Here is a 21111-nt window from a genome sequence, read left to right on the forward strand (position 1 = left end):
GCGCTAAGTAATAAAGCCGCTAAATTAATAAGCGGCTTTATTAATGTTAATTCATTGCCAATGATTATCCCATGTTTAGCGTTTAGGAATAATTAATACCTGTCCAGGATAAATTTTATTCGGATCTTTCAACATCGGCTTATTTGCTTCAAAGATTTGCTGATAAAGATTAGCATCCCCATAAACTTTTTTCGAAATAGCACTCAAGGTATCACCGGCTACTACCGTGTAATGCTGAACATCACCACTACTCCCTCCAGTATGATCTTCAACCTTTTCAACACCAGCAACATTGCCTAGCGCAACCAAAATCTTATTTTTCATGTCAGCAACAATGCCTTCACCTGAAACGGTGACTTTACCATTATCATCAACATTAACATTGACCTGATCCGCCCCTTTGATCCCTAATGAATCAAGATGTTCTTTCAGTTTTTTTTCTTTATCATCTTTAGTCGCCGTAGCAGGATCCCATAGTTTGTCGCCGGCGCTTTTTAAGAAATCAAATAATCCCATATAACCTCCATCACTTAGTTTTGAGGAAATAAATCTAAGCCTCAATCTATTAGATAATAAATTAAGCGCTCAAGCTACACGCTATCCACTTACTCTATTTTTATCTAATAGTTTTTCAAGTAAATAAATATATCTATATGTTAATAATTGTAGAATGATTTGCGCAATTTAGCCAAAGTTAGGCAAGAAATCATCGTTGATGAAAGCATATCAATGGTGGGTCGTACAGGATTACTCGGCCTACGGCCTCGCCCTGCGGGTCGTTGTGCTTTGCACAACGCTGTCTCGCTGCGCTCGGCTCGAACCTACACAGCTTCTCATCCTGTACTCGCATTGCAATATATTATTTTAGTGGCTTTAGAAAGTATGAAGACATCTTTAGATGGTGGGTCGTACAGGATTCGAACCTGTGACCAATTGATTAAAAGTCAACTGCTCTACCGACTGAGCTAACGACCCATCTGATGAAACTGGATTATGTTGATCTTGATTATGCTTAGTGAATAACAAAAAAGATAAACAAAAATCTTATCTTATACTATCAATGGTGGGTCGTACAGGATTCGAACCTGTGACCAATTGATTAAAAGTCAACTGCTCTACCGACTGAGCTAACGACCCTATTAATAGCAAAACATATTATAAATAACTTAAACAAATAATGCTTTATTTTTGACCTAAATGGTGGGCGATACCAGATTCGAACTGATGACCCCCTCCTTGTAAGGGAGATGCTCTACCAACTGAGCTAATCGCCCATTCATAACAAAAATAGGTAACACTTTTACTTAAGTATGATACTTAATTATGATTGGTGGGCGATACCAGATTCGAACTGATGACCCCCTCCTTGTAAGGGAGATGCTCTACCAACTGAGCTAATCGCCCAATCATAATAAAATCATCACAACAATTGGTGGGCGATACCAGATTCGAACTGATGACCCCCTCCTTGTAAGGGAGATGCTCTACCAACTGAGCTAATCGCCCGTCGTGATGGAGGTGCATTATAGGGATAGTTCTGCATGAGTCAACGGTTTTTCAAAGGAAAATATTCGTTCGTTGCAAAATTAAGCAAGATGCACCTAATATTATCGACGCAAAATAATATTTATTTAAACTTATTTAGTCTAGATCCTATCAGGATAAATTAAGCATTTTTACTGCTAAATGAGCAAAATAAAGTATGAATATCGTGCTAATAGCATTGAGGAATTAAGTTGCAGTGATAAAATAACCGATTGTAAATTTATCACTGACTAGATTCGATATAAAAAAAGGTCATTAAGGCAATCCTAATGAATAAAATAAAAACCCGTTTTGCACCAAGTCCAACTGGTTATCTTCACGTCGGCGGCGCTCGTACTGCACTCTATTCATGGCTATATAGTCGACATAATAACGGCGAGTTTGTCTTACGTATTGAAGACACCGATCTTGAGCGTTCATCACAAGATGCTATTGACGCCATAATGGATGGAATGAACTGGTTAAGTTTAAATTGGGATGAAGGTCCTTACTACCAAACTAAACGCTTCGACCGTTATCATGCTGTTATCGATCAAATGCTTAGCGCCGGGACAGCTTATCGCTGTTATTGTTCTAAAACACGGTTAGACAATTTACGTGAAGAGCAGATGGCTAGAGGCGAAAAACCTCGTTATGATGGCTGCTGCCGCGATCATGCTCATAATCATACACCGAATGAGCCTCACGTAGTGCGCTTTCGTAACCCCCAAGAAGGCGCTGTGATTTTTGAAGACCAAATCCGTGGCCCTATTGAATTTAGTAATCTTGAGCTTGATGATCTCATTATACGCCGTACCGATGGCTCTCCTACCTATAATTTCTGTGTTGTCATTGATGACTGGGATATGAAGATCACTCATGTGATCCGTGGTGAAGATCATATTAATAATACTCCACGACAAATTAATATATTAAAAGCACTTGGCGCGCCAATACCTGTATATGCGCATGTTTCAATGATCTTAGGTGATGATGGTAAAAAATTATCTAAACGTCATGGGGCAGTTAGTGTTATGCAATACCGCGATGACGGTTATCTACCAGAAGCCTTATTAAACTATCTGGTGCGTCTCGGATGGTCCCATGCCGATCAAGAAATTTTTAGCCGTGATGAAATGATCAGTTATTTTTCCCTAGATGCGATTAGCAAATCCGCCAGTGCCTTTAATACCGACAAATTATTATGGCTTAATCACCATTATATCAATTCACTACCTGCCGAATATGTTGCTACTCATTTAGCATGGCACATTGAGCAGCAAGCTATTGATACCCAAATCGGACCAAGCTTAGCAGATTTAGTCAAGCTTCTCGGTGAACGCTGTAAGACCTTAAAAGAAATAGCCGCTTCATGTCGCTATTTCTATCAGGATTTTGCTGAGTTCGACGCCGAGGCCGCGAAAAAACATTTACGCCCAATAGCGGGCTTACCATTAGAAACTGTACGGGAAAAATTGGCAACAATTAGCAATTGGACATGTGAAAATGTCCATCAGGCAATCGAATCAACGGCGACAGAACTTGAAATTGGGATGGGAAAAGTGGGTATGCCACTACGGGTCGCTGTGACAGGAACAGCCCAATCACCGAGTGTTGATGCCACTGTACATGCTATTGGCCAAACTCGTTCATTAAAACGCATTGATAATGCTTTGCTTTATATTAAAGAGCGTGAAAATAGTGCTAATTAATGGAATTAGATTAGCTCAAAGGCACATTATCACTGTGCCTTTTTTCTTTATACCAGGCTTTATGACCATTTTTTCAACGGTTAAACGCTATTTTCATATTAATCGATTGACAGTCTTATTCAGCTTGCATATCATGCGCTCGTCTAACAGGCTTTGGTTAGGGGCTATAGCTCAGCTGGGAGAGCGCTTGCATGGCATGCAAGAGGTCAGCGGTTCGATCCCGCTTAGCTCCACCAAATTTAAATTCCAGCCAAATATGTTTAATCGATCTTGAAACCCCGTTGCTTACTATGAACGCTTTAGTGGTTTAACTAAATTGTCTAACCCTTCTACCTTAACTGTTAATGTCATTTCCATTAAATAACCTAATCTCCCTTGAGGAAATTCACCTTTACGCGCAAACCAAAGTAAATATTCTTCGGGTAAGTCGATCAAAACCCGTCCTTTGTATTTACCGAATGGGATAACAGTATTAGCAATATCGATCAGATCCTGTTTCTGCATACAGCATTCCAATATATTCATTGATTTAACTAAACGCGACATTCTTTAATAAAGAACGTCGCTTGGTAAAATACGCAGTTAAATTATCACAACACTAAACCCGTTATCGCTGCCGATAAGAAACTTACTAGCGTGGAACCATATAATAATCTTAAGCCAAAACTAGAAACAACATTTCCCTGTTTTTCATCGAGACCTTTGATTGCGCCGGCAACAATTCCTATTGATGAAAAGTTAGCAAAAGAGACTAAAAAGACCGACAAAATGCCCACTGAACGAGGGGATAACTCAGCAGCAACTTGTTTCAAATATCCCATCGCCACAAATTCATTAGACACTAATTTGGTGGCCATAATACTCCCCACTTTAAGTGCATCTTCAACAGGAATACCCAAGATCCATGCTAATGGATAAAACACATAGCCCAAACAATCCTGAAAACTTATTCCTATCACTGCACTGAAAATGGCATTAATTCCAGCAATAATTGCAATAAAGCCAATCAGCATGGCTGCGACTATTAACGCAACTTTGAAACCCGCCAGAATATATTCGCCTAACATTTCAAAAAAACTTTGTCCATCATGCAGATGACTGACTTGAATATCCTCTTCCTCTTTAACTGAATAAGGATTAATTAACGATAGGATAATGAATGTACTAAACATGTTTAGGATGAGTGCCGCAACGACATACTTAGGCTCAAGCATTCCCATATAAGCGCCAACAATCGCCATAGACACCGTCGACATGGCTGTTGCTGCCATGGTATACATACGACGTGGCGACATTTGACTCAATATATCTTTATATGCAATAAAGTTTTCTGATTGACCGAGAATTAATGAACTGACCGCATTAAAAGATTCCAGCTTTCCCATACCATTAACTTTAGCCAGTAACGTGCCTATTATTTTAATAATAAAAGGTAACACTTTGATATGTTGCAAGATGCCAATTAACGCTGAAACAAAAATAATTGGACACAATACGCGTAAAAAGAAGGTAGCCAGATTTGCATCCATCATACCACCAAATACAAAATCAGTTCCTGCCGCGGCATAAACTAATAAATAGTCAAAAAATTTAGCAAATCCAGCAATAAATCCCTGTCCAATATCCGAATTGAGGAAGAACCAAGCCAATAGTAACTCAATAATTAATAGTTGCAAAACGTAGCGAATGCGAATACTAGCACGATCGCTACTGGTTAAAATCGATAACCCACCAATCAGAATAATGGATAAAAGAAAGTGAAAAACTGCAGACATAAATATTTCCAAGTCGGTTTTTAATTTAACAAATAGTTATATTATTTTATGTAATAGAAAATAATCGGGTGTGATTTTAATCACTAAAAATAGCTTTAAATGAGTAATTTAGTGATTTAACTTGCAGATAGCTAATTGATAATGAATAAAAGTATTGCATTATCAAAGCAGCCAATATCCTGCGAATTATTACGCCGAAAAGCGATAAAATATTAATGCTCTTCGAGTAATGCTATTAATTCATCCTCATTGATAATTTTTATTCCTAACTCATTGGCCTTGGCCAATTTAGAACCAGCTGCCTCACCTGCGATTACTAGATCGGTTTTTTTAGAAACACTGCCCGTGACTTTTGCGCCAAGTAATATTAATTTATCTTTTAGCTCATCACGCGTTAAACGATTTAGCGTACCGGTTAAAACTATCGTTTTACCAGTGAATGGACTATCCGTTTTCTTAGCCGGCATTGCTGGCCAGCTAATACCAATTTCGTTCACTAATTGATTAACAACATCCCGGTTATGCTGTTCATGAAAAAAATTAACAATATGCTTCGCCACTATCTCGCCAACATCTTGCACCTTTTTGAGCGACTCTATATCTGCAGCCATAATAGAAGTTAATGTAGTATAATGTGCCGCCAAATTGCTTGCCGTTGCTTCTCCAACCTCCCGAATACCCAACGCATAAATAAAGCGGGCTAATGTGGTTTGTTTGGATTTATCAAGTGCATTAATTAAGTTTTGTGCCGACTTTAGCCCCATACGCTCTAATCTGGCTAAAATATCCAGATTTAGACGGTAAAGATCAGCCGCTGTCGTTACATACTCTTTATCAACCAATTGATCAATAATCTTATCACCCATTCCCTCAATATCCATTGCTCGGCGTGAAACAAAGTGCTTTAAGGCGCCTTTACGTTGTGCCGCACAAATTAAACCGCCAGTACAACGGATCACCGCCTCACCTTCAATTCGCTCAATGGCTGAACCACAAACCGGACAGTGAATAGGAAACCGAATTTCTCGGCTATCAATAGGACGACGATCAGCGAGTACATTAACAATTTGCGGGATCACATCACCCGCTCGGCGAATAACAACGGTATCCCCAATGTGTACGCCTAATCGTTCTATCTCATCAGCATTATGTAATGTTGCATTACTTACAGTAACACCTGCAACCTGAACAGGCTCTAATCGAGCAACTGGCGTAATAGCACCGGTACGCCCCACTTGAAATTCAACATCATGTAATAAAGTGATCTGTTCTTGAGCTGGAAATTTAAATGCCGTCGCCCAACGTGGAGCGCGAGCAACAAAACCGAGCTCTTCTTGCAGTTGCAAGGGATCCACTTTAATAACAACACCATCAATATCAAAACCTAAGCCTAAACGTGCATGCTCAATTTGGTGATAATAGGCTAAAACTTGTTGGCTATTTTGGCAAAGCGCTATCTTATCACTAACGGGTAATCCCCATTTTTTAAACTGCATTAGACATTGATATTGGCTAGCAGGCAATTGACCACCCGCCAGAAGGCCAAAACCATAACAAAAAAAGGCTAATGGTCTTTTGGCAGTAATACGGGGATCTAGCTGACGTAATGAGCCTGCCGCAGCATTACGTGGATTAGCAAAAATTTTACCATCATTACGCCGGGCTTCTTCATTCAGTTTTTCAAACCCCCGATGGGTCATAAAAACTTCACCGCGAATTTCAATCCGCTCAGGAATATTATCGCCGGTTAAACGCAGCGGAATTGCTCGAATAGTACGAATATTAGCAGTAATATTTTCGCCGGTTGTACCATCACCCCGCGTAGCTGCTTGTACCAGTTCACCCTGTTCATATAACAAGCTAACCGCTAAACCATCTAATTTAAGCTCACAACAAAATGTCAACTGGCTATTATTTTTTAAACGATCATGCACTCGTTTATCAAAAGCTAAATAACTCTCTTCATCAAAAACGTTATCTAGTGACAGCATCGGTATTTCATGGCGTACCTGCTCAAAAGCCGTCAATGGCGCAGCACCAACTCGTTGTGTTGGCGAATCAGCCGTGATCCATTCTGGATGCTCAGCCTCTAATTTTTTCAATTCCTGCATCAACCGATCATATTCTGCATCAGGTATTTCAGGCGTATCTAATACATGATAAAGATATTCATGATGCCGTAATTGCTGTTTAAGCCGCGCAAGATAATTTTGTTGTTCTTTCATTATTCACCATACAACTAAAGACAAAACCCCCGCTATCACGGGGGTCGATTACTAATCAAGCTATGATTTAAGTTAATGCATTTCTAATTCGGCTATGATATACCTCAATCATTTGGGGAGTCAGCATTTTGCGATCTTCATCAAGCACGACACCACCAACATCAGCCGCAATACGTTGTGCTGCTTGCAACATCAACTTGAAGTTTTGTGCTGAATCACCATATGAAGGTACCATCATAAATATAGAAACACCTGGTGTGGTGAAATCAGACATGGCCTCTGGCTCAAAAGAACCGGGTTTGACCATATTGGCTAAGCTAAATAAAATCTGCCCAGAACCAGAAGGATCAACATGACGATGAAATATCTGTTTTTCACCAAACTGAAAACCCGATTGAAAAATACTTTGTAACAACAGATCACCACCTAAAACTTGACCTTGCAGTGCCGCAACATGTAAAACAACCACAATATCTTTTTTATTAGCCTCAGGGACTAATTTACTGTGTTGTTTTTCTCCATCAGGATGTTCAACTTCACCAACCACATGTTGGTTGCTTTCTACTGTGTTTGCTACGAAAGATCCTTCTCTTTCTTCACTATTCATTGAATTTAGCGCAGGCTCCGAAATTTCCAGTTCAAGCTGTTTAGTTTGAACACTTTTTTCTTGCTTAGCACCAGATCCAATTTCTACATCAGTATCAGCTAAACGTGGATCATCATTAGGTGTTTTAACGACCTTAGATGATTCAGATTTTTGGGAAGCAAATTGTTCATTTGCCTCCTGACGAGTCAATTTAGATGCTAATTGTTGTGCCTCCACTGTTTTATCGCCAAGCGATGGCGAGCTTACACTCTCAGCAGTATCCTGAGTAGGTTGCTTACGGCGCTTCATAGGGCGATCTTTAAATAGCTTCGAACGCTCTTTACGACTTGTCCAAAAGCCATGTAACAGTAAAGCTATTATAGCTATCGCACCAACGACCACTAATATTAGACGCAAATCCTGCATCGCTCTATCTCTGTTGTTTGAAAATAATCGCCACCATGGCGCTATCATTATATTAAGAGTATTTGCCAATAACGTTAAGTGCAACCCTCTACATAATTTTCTTACAAAAAGTTAGATATTTATTCTTTTTTTGCTGCTTTTTTAGCCAACAAAATACTAGCCAGCTAAAAATCCTATCTATATGATACAAGATCAAACCTAAAGGAGAAAATATGAAGTATGATTAATTCAATAAAATCACTAAAAACTGCGAACGGTTTCTATTATTTTGCTCAAGGATGGCAGCTAGTTACTCGCCCTGGTATAAGGCGTTTCGTTATTTTACCTCTATTAGCAAATATTATTTTACTTGGTAGTGCCTTTTGGTGGCTTTATAGTAAATTAGGCGACTGGATCCAAACGTTACTCTCGTATGTTCCCAGCTGGATGCAGTGGTTAAGTTATCTAATATGGCCTATTGCGGTGATCTCGATTTTGCTTATATTTGGCTACTTCTTTAGTACTATCGCCAATTTTATTGCTTCTCCTTTTAATGGCTGGTTAGCAGAAAAATTGGAAGCGGAATTAACGGGAACACCGGCACCTGATACCAGTTTTGCGGTACTTATTGCCGACATACCGCGAATCTTAGCGCGGGAAGTAACCAAATTATGCTACTACCTTATTCGCGTTATTCCGTTGCTTATCCTGTTTTTTATTCCTGGTATTGCGCAGACAGTCGCTCCAATTCTATGGTTTTTATTTGGTGCTTGGATGATGGCAATTCAATACTGTGATTATCCTTTTGATAATCATAAAGTAAAATTTGATCAAATGAAGTTGGCACTTGGCAAGAATCGAACAACCAGTATCCAGTTTGGTGCATTAGTCAATTTGTTGACCATGATCCCAATTATTAATTTGGTTATTATGCCTGTTGCAATCTGTGGTGCAACAGCAATGTGGGTTGATCTTTACCGTCCGCGACATACCAGCTATTAACTCAAACGCTGAAGTTAGCTAAAATTTCTTACACTGACTTCAGCTATTCTCAGATGGCAACAATAATCATAAAAATGATGGTAGCTATTTGATGCTAATAACTACAATCAGCTAAAAAATTGTGCTTAATTTGCTGAAAAATAATTATAAACTGCCACTAAATATTCCGTTATGAAAGTTAGTAAAATTCATCAAAGTGCGATAACTACCTGTCCAATAGAACAATAGTATAAATTTTTATTTCCAAAATAATTCGCTTAGCGTATGGTGATTAGTACTATATTTAGGCATGTTTATAGCTTCTGAAAAATACTAAGGACGATCGATGAGTAACATCTATGAAGATAACTCGCTAACTATTGGTCATACTCCATTAGTTCGTTTGAAACACTTTGGTAGCGGAAATTTGTTAGCAAAAATCGAATCACGTAATCCGAGTTTTAGCGTAAAATGCCGTATTGGCGCAAATATGATTTGGGACGCAGAAAAAAAAGGTCTGTTAACCCCTAAATTATCCAAATTAGTAACCAATAAAACATTAATCGAGCCGACCAGTGGCAATACCGGGATTGCCCTGGCTTACGTAGCCGCTGCACGCGGGTATAAGCTTACCTTGACTATGCCTGAAACAATGAGCCTTGAGCGGCGTAAATTATTAAAAGCGCTTGGTGCTAATCTAGTCTTAACTGAAGGTGCTAAGAGCATGAAGGGCGCTATTGAAAAAGCAATCGAAATTGTTGCCGGTGCACCCGATCAATACCTTCTTTTGCAACAATTTAATAATCCGGCCAATCCTGAAATTCACCAAAAAACAACTGGACCTGAAATTTGGCAAGATACTGATGGTCAAATCGCTGCTGTCGTCGCGGGAGTTGGTACCGGTGGTACAATTACTGGCATTGGCCGTTATCTAAAAAAAACAGTAGGCGGTGAAGCCATTAAAATGATTGCTGTTGAGCCCGCCGCATCACCAGTAATAAGTCAGACATTAGCTGGTAAAGAAATAAAACCTGGTCCACATAAAATCCAAGGCATAGGCGCTGGTTTTATCCCTGATAATCTTGATCTTTCACTTATTGATGATGTATTTGCTATTAGCGATGACGAAGCGATACAAACCGCTCGCCTAATTATGCAGAAAGAAGGTATTTTAGCCGGTATATCATCCGGCGCAGCGGTTGCCGCAGCGGTAAAATTAGCCGCAAAACCAGAATTTCAAAATAAAAATATTGTGGTTATTTTACCTTCTTCCGGTGAACGTTATTTGAGTACCGATTTATTTTCTGCTGCCAAACCAAGCTAACGACTTTTTATGAGCACAATTAGCTAAAAAAGCACTTTAAAAGTGCTTTTTTTGTGTCATAGATCAAAGTTTAGTGTGTATTAAGATGATTTCTTGAAACGAGTTTAGTATTTAAGTCATTAATTATTTCGACAATCGAAATTAATCAAAAAATGAGCAGTGAAAAATTTAACAACAGGACATAAACTAGGCAAATTATCATGTCTGGCTATAATGTCGATATAGATAAAATTTATGATTGATAATCTAATGAAAACGTTTTTCTTTTATTATCACTGAAAAGTAATACGCAAATCCAAATTATTTCAGCTAATATATTTTGGATTTACTAATAAAAAAATATTAAGTTTGTTGAGGGAAATAATATGTTCCAACAAGAAGTCACCATCACAGCACCTAATGGTCTTCACACTCGCCCGGCGGCCCAATTTGTCAAAGAGGCAAAAAGCTTTTCTTCTGAAATTACGCTTACTTATAACGGCAAATCGGCAAGCGCAAAAAGTCTATTTAAACTGCAAACACTCGGCCTGACTCAGGGGACTGTTGTCACGATTTCTGCCGAAGGTGAAGATGAGCAGAAAGCGGTAGAACATCTGGTTAAGCTAATGGCTGAATTGGAGTAATGACATACGGGCAATATAGCATTTATTTTCTATTTTTTATCCCTGGATACCTTTATCCGGGGATATCTATTTAACCGTAAGTATTAAAGCCATAGTCCTATGAGCTAACTATTTTTCGCCCATTGGTAGTAAGGTAACATTTATGATTTCAGGAATTTCAGTATCACCAGGTATCGCCTTCGGCAAGGCATTAATTCTTAAAGAAGCGCCAATTGTTGTCAATCAAAAGAAAATTTCTGATGAACAAATTGACAGTGAAATTAACCGCTTTATTGCTGGACGCGAAAAAGCAATAGAACAATTAAAAACGATAAAAAAAACCGCAGAAAAAAATCTTGGTGAAGAAAAAGCGGAAATATTTGAAGGTCATATAATGCTGCTTGAAGATGAAGAACTTGAGCAGGAAATTCTTTCTTTCATAAAAAAAGAGCATAAAACTGCAGATGCAGCAGCGCAAAAAGTGATTGAAGAACAGGCCACAGCATTAGAAGAATTAGATGACGAATACCTTAAAGAGCGTGCCGCTGACGTCAGAGATATTGGTAAACGCCTACTAAAAAATATTCTAGGATTGCCTATTGTTGATCTTGGTTCAATTACAGAAGAAGTTATTTTAGTTGCAGCAGATCTTACCCCCTCTGAAACAGCACAATTAAACTTGCAGAAAGTGCTTGGTTTTATTACCGATTTAGGCGGACGCACTTCCCATACTTCAATTATGGCCAGATCGCTGGAAATTCCGGCTATTGTTGGCACAAGCAATGCAACCAAGCACATCCAACAAAATGATTATATTATTTTAGATGCTATCAATAATCATATTTATCAAAATCCATCTGATAGTGAAATTGACAAGCTTAAACAAATTAAAGAAGAATATTTACGTGAAAAAAGCGAGCTCGCAAAATTAAAAGATTTGCCAGCAATAACTTTAGATGGTCATCAAGTTGAAGTTTGCGCAAATATTGGTACTGTACGTGATATAGAAGGCGCTGAGCGTAATGGCGCTGAAGGGGTAGGATTATATCGTACTGAATTTCTGTTTATGGATCGCAATAATTTACCTAGCGAAGAAGAACAATTTCAGGCTTATAAAGCGGTCGCAGAAGCCATGGATCCACAAGCTATTATTATTCGTACCATGGATATTGGTGGGGATAAAGATCTTCCCTATATGAACCTACCGAAAGAAGAGAATCCTTTTCTTGGCTGGCGAGCAATTCGTATTTCTCTTGATCGCAAAGAAATCCTTCATGCTCAATTACGTGCTATTTTAAGAGCCTCTGCCTTCGGTAAACTACGTATTATGTTTCCTATGGTTATTTCTGTGGAAGAAATTCGTACCTTGAAAGAAGAATTAGCAATACTTAAAAAGCAGTTAAGCGAGGAAAAGCACGCTTTCGATCAATCGATTGAAGTTGGAATAATGATTGAAACACCAGCGGCTGCAGTTATTGCTCATCATTTAGCAAAAGAAGTTGATTTTTTCAGTATCGGAACCAATGATCTAACACAATATACCTTAGCCGTTGATCGCGGAAATGATCTGATTTCTCATCTTTATAATCCAATGTCTCCTTCCGTGTTAAAACTTATTAAACAAGTTATTGATGCTTCTCATTTAGAAGGCAAGTGGACAGGTATGTGTGGTGAGCTTGCTGGTGATGAACGTGCTACACTATTATTACTTGGTATGGGATTAGATGAGTTTAGTATGAGTGCAATCTCAATCCCAAGTATTAAAAAAATTATTCGAAATGCAAATTTCAAAGATGCAAAAACATTAGCAGAACAAGCTCTTAATCAACCGACAGCGAAGGAATTGATGGATTTGGTTGAAACATTTATTAAAGAAAAAACACTTTGCTAAAATCATCAACCAACTCTTGACCCCATAAGAAAACAATTAATTAGGAGAAGATCCATGGGTCTGTTTGACAAACTCAAATCACTGGTTTCAGATGATAAAAATAGCACTGGTAATATCGATATTATTGCCCCAATTTCAGGTGAAATTGTTAATATAGAAGATGTTCCAGATGTTGTTTTTGCCGAGAAAATTGTTGGTGATGGTATTGCTATCAAGCCTACTGGTAACAAAATTGTGGCTCCAGTTGATGGGACGATTGGTAAAATATTTGAAACCAACCATGCATTTTCTATTGAATCAGATAATGGTATTGAGTTATTTGTCCACTTTGGTATTGATACAGTTGAGTTAAAGGGCGAAGGATTCACTCGCCTAGCAGAGGAAGGGCAAAAAGTACAAAAAGGTGATTTAGTACTTGAACTTGATCTTCCTCTATTAGAAGAAAAAGCAAAATCGACATTAACACCTGTGGTTATTTCTAATATGGATGAAATAAAAGAGCTAATTAAACTAACTGGCTCTGTCATTGTAGGTGAAACCGTTATTATGCAGATCAAAAAATAAACTATAATTCTTCCCTTCATAAATTATTTATGAAGGGAATTTCTTCTCTATTTCACGACTTAGTAACAAGAACTATTTCCTATAAGCAACAATTTGTCTTTAATGTTATTTAATTCAATTAAATAACCCGGTGGAAAGATAGCGATCCCCTCTATCACAAATAATAGTCACAATAACCGCTCCAGGATTTTGTTTAGCTACACGCAATGCACCAGCCACCGCGGCTCCTGAACTAACACCACAAAAGATGCCTTCATCTATTGCTAGGTTTTTCATCATCAGTTCTGCTTCTATCTGAGTGATATCCAATATTCTATCAACTTGTTCAGATTTGAAAATACTTGGAATATAATCTCGAGACCAACGCCGAATTCCTGGAATATAGCTATTTTCAGCTGGCTGCAAACCAATAATTTCTATTTTATTTGATTTAGATTTTAAATATTGGCTAACACCGGTAATTGTCCCAGTTGTACCCATGCTTGAGACAAAATGCGTGATCTGCCCCGCTGTTTGGCACCAGATTTCAGGGCCTGTCGTCATAAAATGGGCTAACGGATTATCAAGATTATTAAATTGATCAAGTACCTTTCCTTCATACCGAGCTTGCATCCGTAATGCAAGATCACGTGCCCCTTCCATTCCTTCCGCTTCACTAACCAAAACTATTTCAGCACCATAAGCTCGCATCACTAACTGACGTTCAATACTCATATTTTCCGGCATTAATAATTTTAGTTTATATCCTTTTATGGTGGCTATCATTGCCAATGCGATCCCAGTATTACCACTAGTTGCTTCAATTAAGGTATCACCAGGTGTAATTTGACCGCGCTTTTCTGCTTGCTGGATCATAAATAGGGCAGCTCTATCTTTGACAGAACCGGCAGGATTATTACCCTCTAGTTTTACCCAAATTTCAGCATCCCTATTTTTAGTCAATCTTTTTAGTTTAACTAATGGCGTATTACCAATAAAATTTTCCAAATAAGTCACATTATTTACCTGATTATTTTTATAATAAAGAATAAAATAACGCTGATATCATCATTCTAAACAAAAATATCTAAAAATCCCGGCAATTAATTTATAATATGCCAAATTAATTAAAGAATGTAATAATTGATTCTTTATGTCATGCTTTGATAATTTACTACTAAATTAAATTATTATTGTGCTGACCAAATAATACCACTAACTTTCCAATTGACTAAAACATCATTTGATGGCACTAAATTTTTAGGACCACTCCATTTGCCAGTAAAACGATATATGACATGGGTAGATTGGGGAGAAACACAATTGATGGTTAACATATTGGTTTGATTTGGATCAGGGTAACAACTACCTTGCACTGCATTTTGGTAGATTTGCGAAAATGGGGTGCCTATTTGTGTCTCCCACACTGTTTTAATATCTTCATCCATTATTTCAATTCGTTTAACTTCGCCCTTTTCAATACCATAAATGACTATCTTTTCTTGATCATTTTTTATGCCTTGAAAAAGAGACATTAACTGCCCCTGTTCAATTTGCATTCCAGAACGAAAATAGTATCGCTTATCTAACGCTGCGGCAATAATCTGTTCTTTCATCGGGGTCATTTTATTAATCTGACCAACACCAGTAGCAGAAATTTTAACTGAACTAGCAAACCAATTCATTGGATATAAATTTGACCATGAAATACTGCTACATCCTGTTAATGATAATAGACTTGTTACGAATAACACTCTAAACCAATTTACTCGGCTGTTCCCAAAAAGTTGTGGCATAAAAACCCCTTAAATCAATTTACAACATAATAAAAAAAGTAAAAAAATTAATAATTTTATTTAAAATATGTTTATAATATTTAAAGTTAACAGCATGATAGAATACAAGTTAATAATCTACAAACAAGCAAGGAAAACAAGCCTTTTACAACTATAAAGGCAAATTAATTTTTATTAATCTGACAATTTTGAAATAACTCAGCAATACCGATAAAAAAGTTTTCCAAAAAATAAATTAATAAAATTTTATATCAAAAAAGAGAAATATTGCTATCATCAAATTAATTGAATTGCTCACTCAAATGCCTGATCATCAATTAATCGTTTAGTATATAAAATATTTTCCTGCTGCAACTCTTCGTAAGCCATTTTCTCACACATACAGATGGTAGCATCATTTTCTTCGGGTACTAAAAACATAATTTGTGGGCAACCTTTAGCAATTAATTTTTTTTCTAAACGACTAATTAATGCATTGGCAATCCCTCTACCACGATATTCAGGGTGAACAGCTAAATAATATGCAGAGCCTTGATAACCATCGTATCCTCCCATGATAGTACCAACAACTTCACCTGCCATTTCAGCGACTAAAAAAAGATCTGCGCCCGATAACATCTTACGCTCAATATCCGCTTCAGGATCTCTATCTGTTTGGATTAGCTGACAAAGCTCCCATAGTGTGATGATTTCTTCAAAATCATCTTGCCGAAAGGTTCTTATTTCCATATTTTCTTACCTAGTTAGCGAGGAATAAAGATTTGCATTCTTATTATCTAAACAAGAATGATAGTTGCAAAATAAAATGAATAAAATAGCGCCGAAAATGTTGATTTTATACCTCATAAATCATTATTTCACTTTTAACTAATTTAATTTATTTACAATAAATCATAGAGTTATTACTTAAACCTATTATTCTATTCACTTAACTCCGTGCTCGATAGCTTTTTAATACCAAGTAATTTAAATTTACTAAAATAATAATACCAGTACTAAATAATTGTAGAATTTTATTCTTTAAAATTAATTTTATATAAAATCCATTCTGACGATAAGAAAATAGATAAATACTTCCGCTTTTTAACTGAAATTGTTGAGATTAACTTTACTAGCCAATAATTATAGTATTAACCATAGACTCAAACTGACAACAACGACAGTTTTTAAATAGACTGCGATTCACATACTTAACTAACGGAAATATGCATCACTCTACTATTAGTATCAATAAGCAATCATGTTTAATATTTTGCTAGCGTTATTGCCATACTACCAGATCCAATCAATAACAAAATGCACTCAGACAGCATTAAGTGTATAATTAAACGCTAATCTCCTGCTCTAATAATAATCAAAATTAAACTTATGAATATACCTGATATTAATGCAGTGAAAGCATTTCTTCTCACTTTGCAAGATAAGCTGTGTCAACAACTTGAGCATGTCGATAACAACGCTAAATTTGCCGAACAAAACTGGCAACATAAACACAAAGGAGGAGGTCGGAGTCGTATATTAAAAGATGGGACAATTTTTGAGCAAGCGGGAGTTAATTTTTCACATATAAGTGGTGAGCAATTACCTACTTCTGCCTCAGAAAATCGCCCACTACTAGCAGGACGTCGCTATCAAGCAATGGGCGTTTCTTTAGTTACGCATCCACTCAACCCTTATATTCCAACAGCTCATGCTAATGTCCGTTTTTTCATTGCAGAAAAACCAGGTGAACCATCAGTATGGTGGTTTGGTGGTGGATTTGATTTAACTCCCTATTATGGTTTTGAAGAAGATATTATACACTGGCATAAGACTGCACAGTCTGTCTGTTTACCTTATGGAAAAGAAATTTATCCCAACTATAAAAAATGGTGTGATCGTTATTTTTTTATCGAACATCGCAATGAACCACGGGGAGTTGGTGGTCTTTTCTTTGATGATTTAAACCAACCTGATTTTACTACCTGCTTTCACTTTGCTCAGGATGTAGGTAACGGTTTTCTTAATGCCTATTTGCCGATTGTTGAAAAAAGAAAAGAGATAGCTTGGGGTGAGCGAGAACGCCAATTTCAATTATATCGTCGTGGACGTTATGCAGAATTTAATTTGGTATGCGATCGTGGAACCCTATTCGGGTTACAAACTGGCGGTAGAACAGAGTCAATTTTAATGTCCTTACCACCACTAGTTCGCTGGGAATATAATTATCATCCTGAATCCAATTCAGATGAAGAAAAACTTTATAACCAGTTTTTAATTGCAAAAGAATGGATATAAACCTGAACAGCACACTTATTTTTTAGCGTGCCGTTTGTTATTAACGTTTTTTAAGATGGGCGATTAGACGTTTACGCTTACGCAGCTGCGTTGGCGTCAATTTATTTTTTTTCCCAGCATAAGGGTTATCGCCTTCTTTAAATTGGATACGTATCGGCGTCCCCATAACCTGTAATGTACGGCGAAAATAGTTCATTAAATAACGTTTGTAAGAATCGGGTAAATCAGCGACTTGATTGCCATGAATAACCACAATCGGTGGATTATAACCGCCGGCATGCGCATATTTCATTTTCACTCTGCGGCCTCGAATTAGTGGTGGCTGATGTTCTTCTTCAGCCATCTTCATTATACGCGTTAATAATGCTGTGCCCACTCGCCGTGTTGCCGATTCATAAGCTTCTTGAATAGACTCAAATAGATTACCCACACCACTACCATGCAACGCTGAAATAAAATGAACTTTAGTAAAATCAATAAAACCTAAGCGTAAATCCAGCATATCTTTTACTGATTGTCTATCTTCCTGTGACATACCATCCCACTTATTAACTGCAATCACCAGAGAACGTCCCGCATTCAAAATAAAACCTAGTAATGATAAGTCTTGATCAGAAATTCCTTGTCGAGCATCAATAACAAGCAAAACAACATTAGCATCTTCAATTGATTGCAATGTTTTGATCACCGAGAATTTTTCGACGGTTTCAGTTATTTTTCCCCGTTTACGAACACCAGCGGTATCAATCAGTACATATTCACATCCATCCCGTTCCATCGGAATATAAATGCTATCACGCGTAGTACCAGGCAGATCGTAAACAACGACCCGTTCCTCGCCCAAAATACGGTTAGTTAATGTCGATTTACCCACATTTGGCCGACCAACAATCGCTAATTTAATGGGTAGTGAACGCGGATCAAAGGTTTCTTCTTCACTACTTTCAATCGCTACTTTCTCTTCCTGAGCCAACCAATAAGCCGCATTGGCCTCCTCTTCCGATAATTCCATGTCATTGGCTAATATTTGCACAGAATAGGGAGCAACCACTTTTTCAATCAGTTGAGTAACACCACGGCCATGGGATGCGGCAATCGGATAAATATCTCGGATACCAAGTGCATAAAAATCACCTAATACCGTATCAATATCCAAACCATCGGTTTTATTTGCTAGCAGGTAAGTATCCTTCTTGCGACTGCGCAAATGTTTAGCAATCGCATGATCTGCCGGCATCAAGCCTGAGCGCACATCAACCATAAAAAAAACAATATCAGCTTCTTCAATTGCCAGTAAGGATTGGGAAGCCATATGGTTTTCTATTCCCTCTTCTGAACCATCGATACCACCGGTATCGATAATAATGAATTCCTGCCCTGCAAACTCTGCTTTACCGTATTTTCGGTCACGCGTTAAACCAGGAAAATCAGCAACCAGTGCATCCCTGGTTCGAGTTAATCGGTTAAATAAGGTAGATTTTCCTACATTTGGACGCCCTACTAGCGCAATGACAGGTATCATTTTTAAGATGCCTCATAAAAATTAAAATCGGTATTCTGATTTCAATCTTCAGAATACTAAAATATAAAACGGCCGCGAAAATTAGCAGCCGTTAATTCTATCTGGAAAATAAAAAAATGTCAGAAAATTAACGTTCAATCAGATATACGGTTCCATCTTTTGCCTGAATAAGTAACTTGTCACTGGCAATCACCGGACGGCTGCGTAATCCAGAACTATCAACTTTATTTTGTGCCACAAATTGACCATCTTGGGTATCTAACCAATGAAGATAACCCTCTCCATCACCAACCACTAAATAACCATCATAAATAGCCGGAGCAGTTAAATTACGATGTAATAATGCATCTTGCGCCCATACAGTGACACCATCACTTTTACGAATTGCTAACACGCGATCATTTTGATCAACTAAGTAGATAATATCATTGGCAACAATAATATCATTCACCGACCCTAGATCACGCTTCCAGATAATTTGGCTAGAACGCATATCCATAGCAACTAAATCACCATTGTACGCAATAGCAAAAATAGCGCCTGAATTGATATCAATAACTGGCGTCATATTAATATCGTGTAAACGATCAATTTCAGTTGCACCACGGATCTGAGAAATATATTGTTGCCAAGCAATCTGTCCTTGAGCAAGCATTACGGCACTAATACGACCACCATCACTACCTACAATCGCGACGCCATAAGCAGTAGCAGGCGCTGACTTTCCTCTGACTGATAATGTTGAAGTGTCTAAATTAATACTCCATTTACTCTGTCCTGTGTGCGCATCTAATGCTTGTAATACACCATTACTGGTATGGATTAATACTAAACCATCACTAACTACTGGCTGCGAAAGTGCTTCTCCGGCAACATCCGTTTCCCATGCCATTTCTCCATCAGCTTTATTCAGTGCAATAACTTTACCGGTTTCTGTTCCTATATAAAGTTTATCCCCTGAAACCGTTAGTCCGCTGGAAAGTAATGCCGGCAAATTAGCGGTGAAAAAACCAACTTGTTGCGATAAATCAATTGACCATAATATCTCACCTGAATCAACGTCCATTGCTTTAACCGATCCTTTACGATCTGCTGCATAAACAACAGAATCATCGTAAGCCGGCGAAAGTTGAGAATAATATTTTCCACTACCATCCCCTATCGAGCGGTGCCAAGTGATAGAAGGGCTAAATTGATTGTCAACCTCAGGTAGAGGAGACATCACTATGGAATCTTTTTCCGTTGAGCATCCCATTAATAAAGTCACTGCCAACAAACCCACCAAGAGTGTTCTACCCAATTGCATATTAATATTCCTCTTAGTTTGGCAAGCTATTAATTTTTATTTTTAATATTGTTTTCATCATGTCAGCTCCACTTGATTCAATTCCTTTAGAATAAGCTGCACGAGCACCAGCGATATCACCTTTTTTCAGTAAAATATCGCCACGAATATCTTCAACGATGGTACTCCATCCTTTATCCTGCACTTGCGTCAAAGTAATTAGAGCTTGATCTGGCTTATTTAACGCTAGCTGTATGCGCGCCAATCTAACATTAAGTAAATCTTTAAGATCATCTACTTTGGCTATTGTTAATGCCTTTAGTAATGCTTTTTCTGCACCAGCAATATCATTTTTTTCCACCGCAATTTTAGCTAGCTCAATATTGGTCAATACACCATAAATATTATTTGTTTCATTAGCAAATTGCTCGGCAGCGGCCAGCGCTTGATTTGAACCGGTCTGCAATTGAGATGAAATTTGCTCAAAAGATTGAGCACTTTCTTGCAAACTATTTGCCTGATGTGATTGCCAATAATTCCAACCAATAATCGCACCAACTCCGATAACTAGCCCAATTAATAACGCTTTGCCATTGTTGGCTATAAAACGTTTAATAGCATCTATCTGCTCGTTTTCAGTGGTATAGACTTCCACAAAGTCTC

General features: G+C 37.7%; 18 protein-coding genes, 6 tRNA genes and 1 other RNA gene. 8 read left to right on the forward strand and 17 right to left on the reverse strand.

What is annotated here, in order from left to right:
* Positions 1 to 75: 75 nt before the first annotated feature.
* The 7 genes from lysM to QE177_RS09615 all read right to left on the reverse strand — a co-directional run bounded on the left by lysM (position 76) and on the right by QE177_RS09615 (position 1506).
* Positions 76 to 516 (reverse strand): peptidoglycan-binding protein LysM, encoded by a 441-nt coding sequence (gene lysM, locus QE177_RS09585; RefSeq protein ID WP_280549117.1) that lies wholly within the window; start codon positions 514 to 516, stop codon positions 76 to 78.
* Positions 517 to 730: 214 nt separating this feature from the next.
* A non-coding RNA gene (locus tag QE177_RS09590) (RtT sRNA) lies at positions 731 to 858 on the reverse strand.
* A 41-nt stretch (positions 859 to 899) separates the two neighbouring features.
* Positions 900 to 975, reverse strand: a tRNA-Lys gene (locus QE177_RS09595).
* A gap of 86 nt (positions 976 to 1061) precedes the next feature.
* Positions 1062 to 1137, reverse strand: a tRNA-Lys gene (locus QE177_RS09600).
* A gap of 61 nt (positions 1138 to 1198) precedes the next feature.
* Positions 1199 to 1274 (reverse strand) — tRNA-Val (locus QE177_RS09605).
* A 54-nt stretch (positions 1275 to 1328) separates the two neighbouring features.
* Positions 1329 to 1404: transfer RNA gene (locus QE177_RS09610), tRNA-Val, on the reverse strand.
* Between the two features lie 26 nt (positions 1405 to 1430).
* Positions 1431 to 1506: transfer RNA gene (locus tag QE177_RS09615), tRNA-Val, on the reverse strand.
* Positions 1507 to 1814: 308 nt separating this feature from the next.
* Here QE177_RS09615 and gltX point away from each other — a divergent pair.
* Both gltX and QE177_RS09625 read left to right on the forward strand, forming a co-directional pair.
* Positions 1815 to 3236: a glutamate--tRNA ligase gene (gltX, locus tag QE177_RS09620; protein WP_280549119.1), complete on the forward strand. Its 1422-nt coding sequence runs from the start codon at positions 1815 to 1817 to the stop codon at positions 3234 to 3236.
* A 160-nt stretch (positions 3237 to 3396) separates the two neighbouring features.
* Positions 3397 to 3472, forward strand: a tRNA-Ala gene (locus QE177_RS09625).
* A 52-nt stretch (positions 3473 to 3524) separates the two neighbouring features.
* On the opposite strand, the gene QE177_RS09630 is transcribed toward QE177_RS09625, so the two are convergent.
* The 4 genes from QE177_RS09630 to zipA form a co-directional block, all read right to left on the reverse strand.
* Positions 3525 to 3740 carry a DUF3820 family protein gene (locus QE177_RS09630; RefSeq protein ID WP_280549121.1) on the reverse strand — a complete coding sequence of 72 codons (216 nt, stop codon included), beginning with the start codon at positions 3738 to 3740 and terminating at the stop codon, positions 3525 to 3527.
* Between the two features lie 86 nt (positions 3741 to 3826).
* Positions 3827 to 5011, reverse strand: a complete 1185-nt coding sequence (locus tag QE177_RS09635) for a nucleoside transporter C-terminal domain-containing protein (protein WP_280549123.1) — start codon at positions 5009 to 5011, stop codon at positions 3827 to 3829.
* A 212-nt stretch (positions 5012 to 5223) separates the two neighbouring features.
* Complete coding sequence (ligA, locus tag QE177_RS09640; protein WP_280549125.1) at positions 5224 to 7236, reverse strand: NAD-dependent DNA ligase LigA; 2013 nt, start codon at positions 7234 to 7236, stop codon at positions 5224 to 5226.
* A 67-nt stretch (positions 7237 to 7303) separates the two neighbouring features.
* Complete coding sequence (gene zipA / locus QE177_RS09645) at positions 7304 to 8296, reverse strand: cell division protein ZipA (protein ID WP_348519908.1); 993 nt, start codon at positions 8294 to 8296, stop codon at positions 7304 to 7306.
* Between the two features lie 171 nt (positions 8297 to 8467).
* Between zipA and cysZ the strand changes: the two genes are divergently transcribed.
* The 5 genes from cysZ to crr all read left to right on the forward strand — a co-directional run bounded on the left by cysZ (position 8468) and on the right by crr (position 13589).
* Positions 8468 to 9229, forward strand: a complete 762-nt coding sequence (cysZ, locus tag QE177_RS09650; RefSeq protein ID WP_280549127.1) for a sulfate transporter CysZ — start codon at positions 8468 to 8470, stop codon at positions 9227 to 9229.
* 325 nt (positions 9230 to 9554) lie between these two features.
* Positions 9555 to 10532 carry a cysteine synthase A gene (gene cysK / locus QE177_RS09655; RefSeq protein WP_280549129.1) on the forward strand — a complete coding sequence of 326 codons (978 nt, stop codon included), beginning with the start codon at positions 9555 to 9557 and terminating at the stop codon, positions 10530 to 10532.
* A 365-nt stretch (positions 10533 to 10897) separates the two neighbouring features.
* On the forward strand, positions 10898 to 11155 hold the full coding sequence (gene ptsH / locus QE177_RS09660; RefSeq protein ID WP_026821734.1) for a phosphocarrier protein Hpr: 258 nt from the start codon (positions 10898 to 10900) through the stop codon (positions 11153 to 11155).
* Between the two features lie 142 nt (positions 11156 to 11297).
* The gene (gene ptsI / locus QE177_RS09665) at positions 11298 to 13025 is read left to right on the forward strand and encodes a phosphoenolpyruvate-protein phosphotransferase PtsI (protein ID WP_280549134.1); all 1728 of its coding nucleotides are present in this window, start codon (positions 11298 to 11300) and stop codon (positions 13023 to 13025) included.
* A gap of 54 nt (positions 13026 to 13079) precedes the next feature.
* Positions 13080 to 13589: a PTS glucose transporter subunit IIA gene (gene crr / locus QE177_RS09670; protein WP_280549136.1), complete on the forward strand. Its 510-nt coding sequence runs from the start codon at positions 13080 to 13082 to the stop codon at positions 13587 to 13589.
* A gap of 114 nt (positions 13590 to 13703) precedes the next feature.
* Here crr and cysM read toward each other — a convergent pair whose 3' ends face one another.
* The 3 genes from cysM to QE177_RS09685 form a co-directional block, all read right to left on the reverse strand.
* A complete protein-coding gene (cysM, locus tag QE177_RS09675; RefSeq protein WP_280549138.1) occupies positions 13704 to 14585 on the reverse strand; it encodes a cysteine synthase CysM in 882 nt (293 codons plus the stop codon).
* 173 nt (positions 14586 to 14758) lie between these two features.
* Positions 14759 to 15364, reverse strand: a complete 606-nt coding sequence (locus tag QE177_RS09680) for an RpoE-regulated lipoprotein (RefSeq protein ID WP_280549140.1) — start codon at positions 15362 to 15364, stop codon at positions 14759 to 14761.
* A 294-nt stretch (positions 15365 to 15658) separates the two neighbouring features.
* Complete coding sequence (locus QE177_RS09685) at positions 15659 to 16093, reverse strand: GNAT family acetyltransferase (RefSeq protein ID WP_280549142.1); 435 nt, start codon at positions 16091 to 16093, stop codon at positions 15659 to 15661.
* A gap of 639 nt (positions 16094 to 16732) precedes the next feature.
* Here QE177_RS09685 and hemF point away from each other — a divergent pair.
* Positions 16733 to 17641: an oxygen-dependent coproporphyrinogen oxidase gene (gene hemF, locus QE177_RS09690; protein ID WP_280549144.1), complete on the forward strand. Its 909-nt coding sequence runs from the start codon at positions 16733 to 16735 to the stop codon at positions 17639 to 17641.
* A gap of 40 nt (positions 17642 to 17681) precedes the next feature.
* Here the strand turns inward: hemF and der are convergent, their stop codons facing one another.
* The 3 genes from der to QE177_RS09705 form a co-directional block, all read right to left on the reverse strand.
* The gene (gene der / locus QE177_RS09695; protein WP_280549146.1) at positions 17682 to 19163 is read right to left on the reverse strand and encodes a ribosome biogenesis GTPase Der; all 1482 of its coding nucleotides are present in this window, start codon (positions 19161 to 19163) and stop codon (positions 17682 to 17684) included.
* A 127-nt stretch (positions 19164 to 19290) separates the two neighbouring features.
* Positions 19291 to 20469, reverse strand: coding sequence for an outer membrane protein assembly factor BamB (gene bamB, locus QE177_RS09700; protein WP_280549148.1), 1179 nt, complete (start codon positions 20467 to 20469; stop codon positions 19291 to 19293).
* 13 nt (positions 20470 to 20482) lie between these two features.
* Positions 20483 to 21103 carry a YfgM family protein gene (locus tag QE177_RS09705; protein ID WP_280549150.1) on the reverse strand — a complete coding sequence of 207 codons (621 nt, stop codon included), beginning with the start codon at positions 21101 to 21103 and terminating at the stop codon, positions 20483 to 20485.
* Positions 21104 to 21111 lie beyond the last annotated feature (8 nt).

This window comes from Arsenophonus sp. aPb (assembly GCF_029873475.1).
Taxonomy (GTDB): domain Bacteria; phylum Pseudomonadota; class Gammaproteobacteria; order Enterobacterales; family Enterobacteriaceae; genus Arsenophonus.

Excerpts from the sequence above, each read along its gene's own strand:
- lysM (WP_280549117.1), bottom strand. The coding sequence starts at position 516 with ATGGGATTATTTGATTTCTTAAAAAGCGCCGGCGACAAACTATGGGAT.
- gltX (WP_280549119.1), top strand. The coding sequence starts at position 1,815 with ATGAATAAAATAAAAACCCGTTTTGCACCAAGTCCAACTGGTTATCTT.
- QE177_RS09630 (WP_280549121.1), bottom strand. The coding sequence starts at position 3,740 with ATGCAGAAACAGGATCTGATCGATATTGCTAATACTGTTATCCCATTC.
- QE177_RS09635 (WP_280549123.1), bottom strand. The coding sequence starts at position 5,011 with ATGTCTGCAGTTTTTCACTTTCTTTTATCCATTATTCTGATTGGTGGG.
- ligA (WP_280549125.1), bottom strand. The coding sequence starts at position 7,236 with ATGAAAGAACAACAAAATTATCTTGCGCGGCTTAAACAGCAATTACGG.
- zipA (WP_348519908.1), bottom strand. The coding sequence starts at position 8,296 with ATGATAGCGCCATGGTGGCGATTATTTTCAAACAACAGAGATAGAGCG.
- cysZ (WP_280549127.1), top strand. The coding sequence starts at position 8,468 with ATGATTAATTCAATAAAATCACTAAAAACTGCGAACGGTTTCTATTAT.
- cysK (WP_280549129.1), top strand. The coding sequence starts at position 9,555 with ATGAGTAACATCTATGAAGATAACTCGCTAACTATTGGTCATACTCCA.
- ptsH (WP_026821734.1), top strand. The coding sequence starts at position 10,898 with ATGTTCCAACAAGAAGTCACCATCACAGCACCTAATGGTCTTCACACT.
- ptsI (WP_280549134.1), top strand. The coding sequence starts at position 11,298 with ATGATTTCAGGAATTTCAGTATCACCAGGTATCGCCTTCGGCAAGGCA.
- crr (WP_280549136.1), top strand. The coding sequence starts at position 13,080 with ATGGGTCTGTTTGACAAACTCAAATCACTGGTTTCAGATGATAAAAAT.
- QE177_RS09680 (WP_280549140.1), bottom strand. The coding sequence starts at position 15,364 with ATGCCACAACTTTTTGGGAACAGCCGAGTAAATTGGTTTAGAGTGTTA.
- QE177_RS09685 (WP_280549142.1), bottom strand. The coding sequence starts at position 16,093 with ATGGAAATAAGAACCTTTCGGCAAGATGATTTTGAAGAAATCATCACA.
- hemF (WP_280549144.1), top strand. The coding sequence starts at position 16,733 with ATGAATATACCTGATATTAATGCAGTGAAAGCATTTCTTCTCACTTTG.
- der (WP_280549146.1), bottom strand. The coding sequence starts at position 19,163 with ATGATACCTGTCATTGCGCTAGTAGGGCGTCCAAATGTAGGAAAATCT.
- bamB (WP_280549148.1), bottom strand. The coding sequence starts at position 20,469 with ATGCAATTGGGTAGAACACTCTTGGTGGGTTTGTTGGCAGTGACTTTA.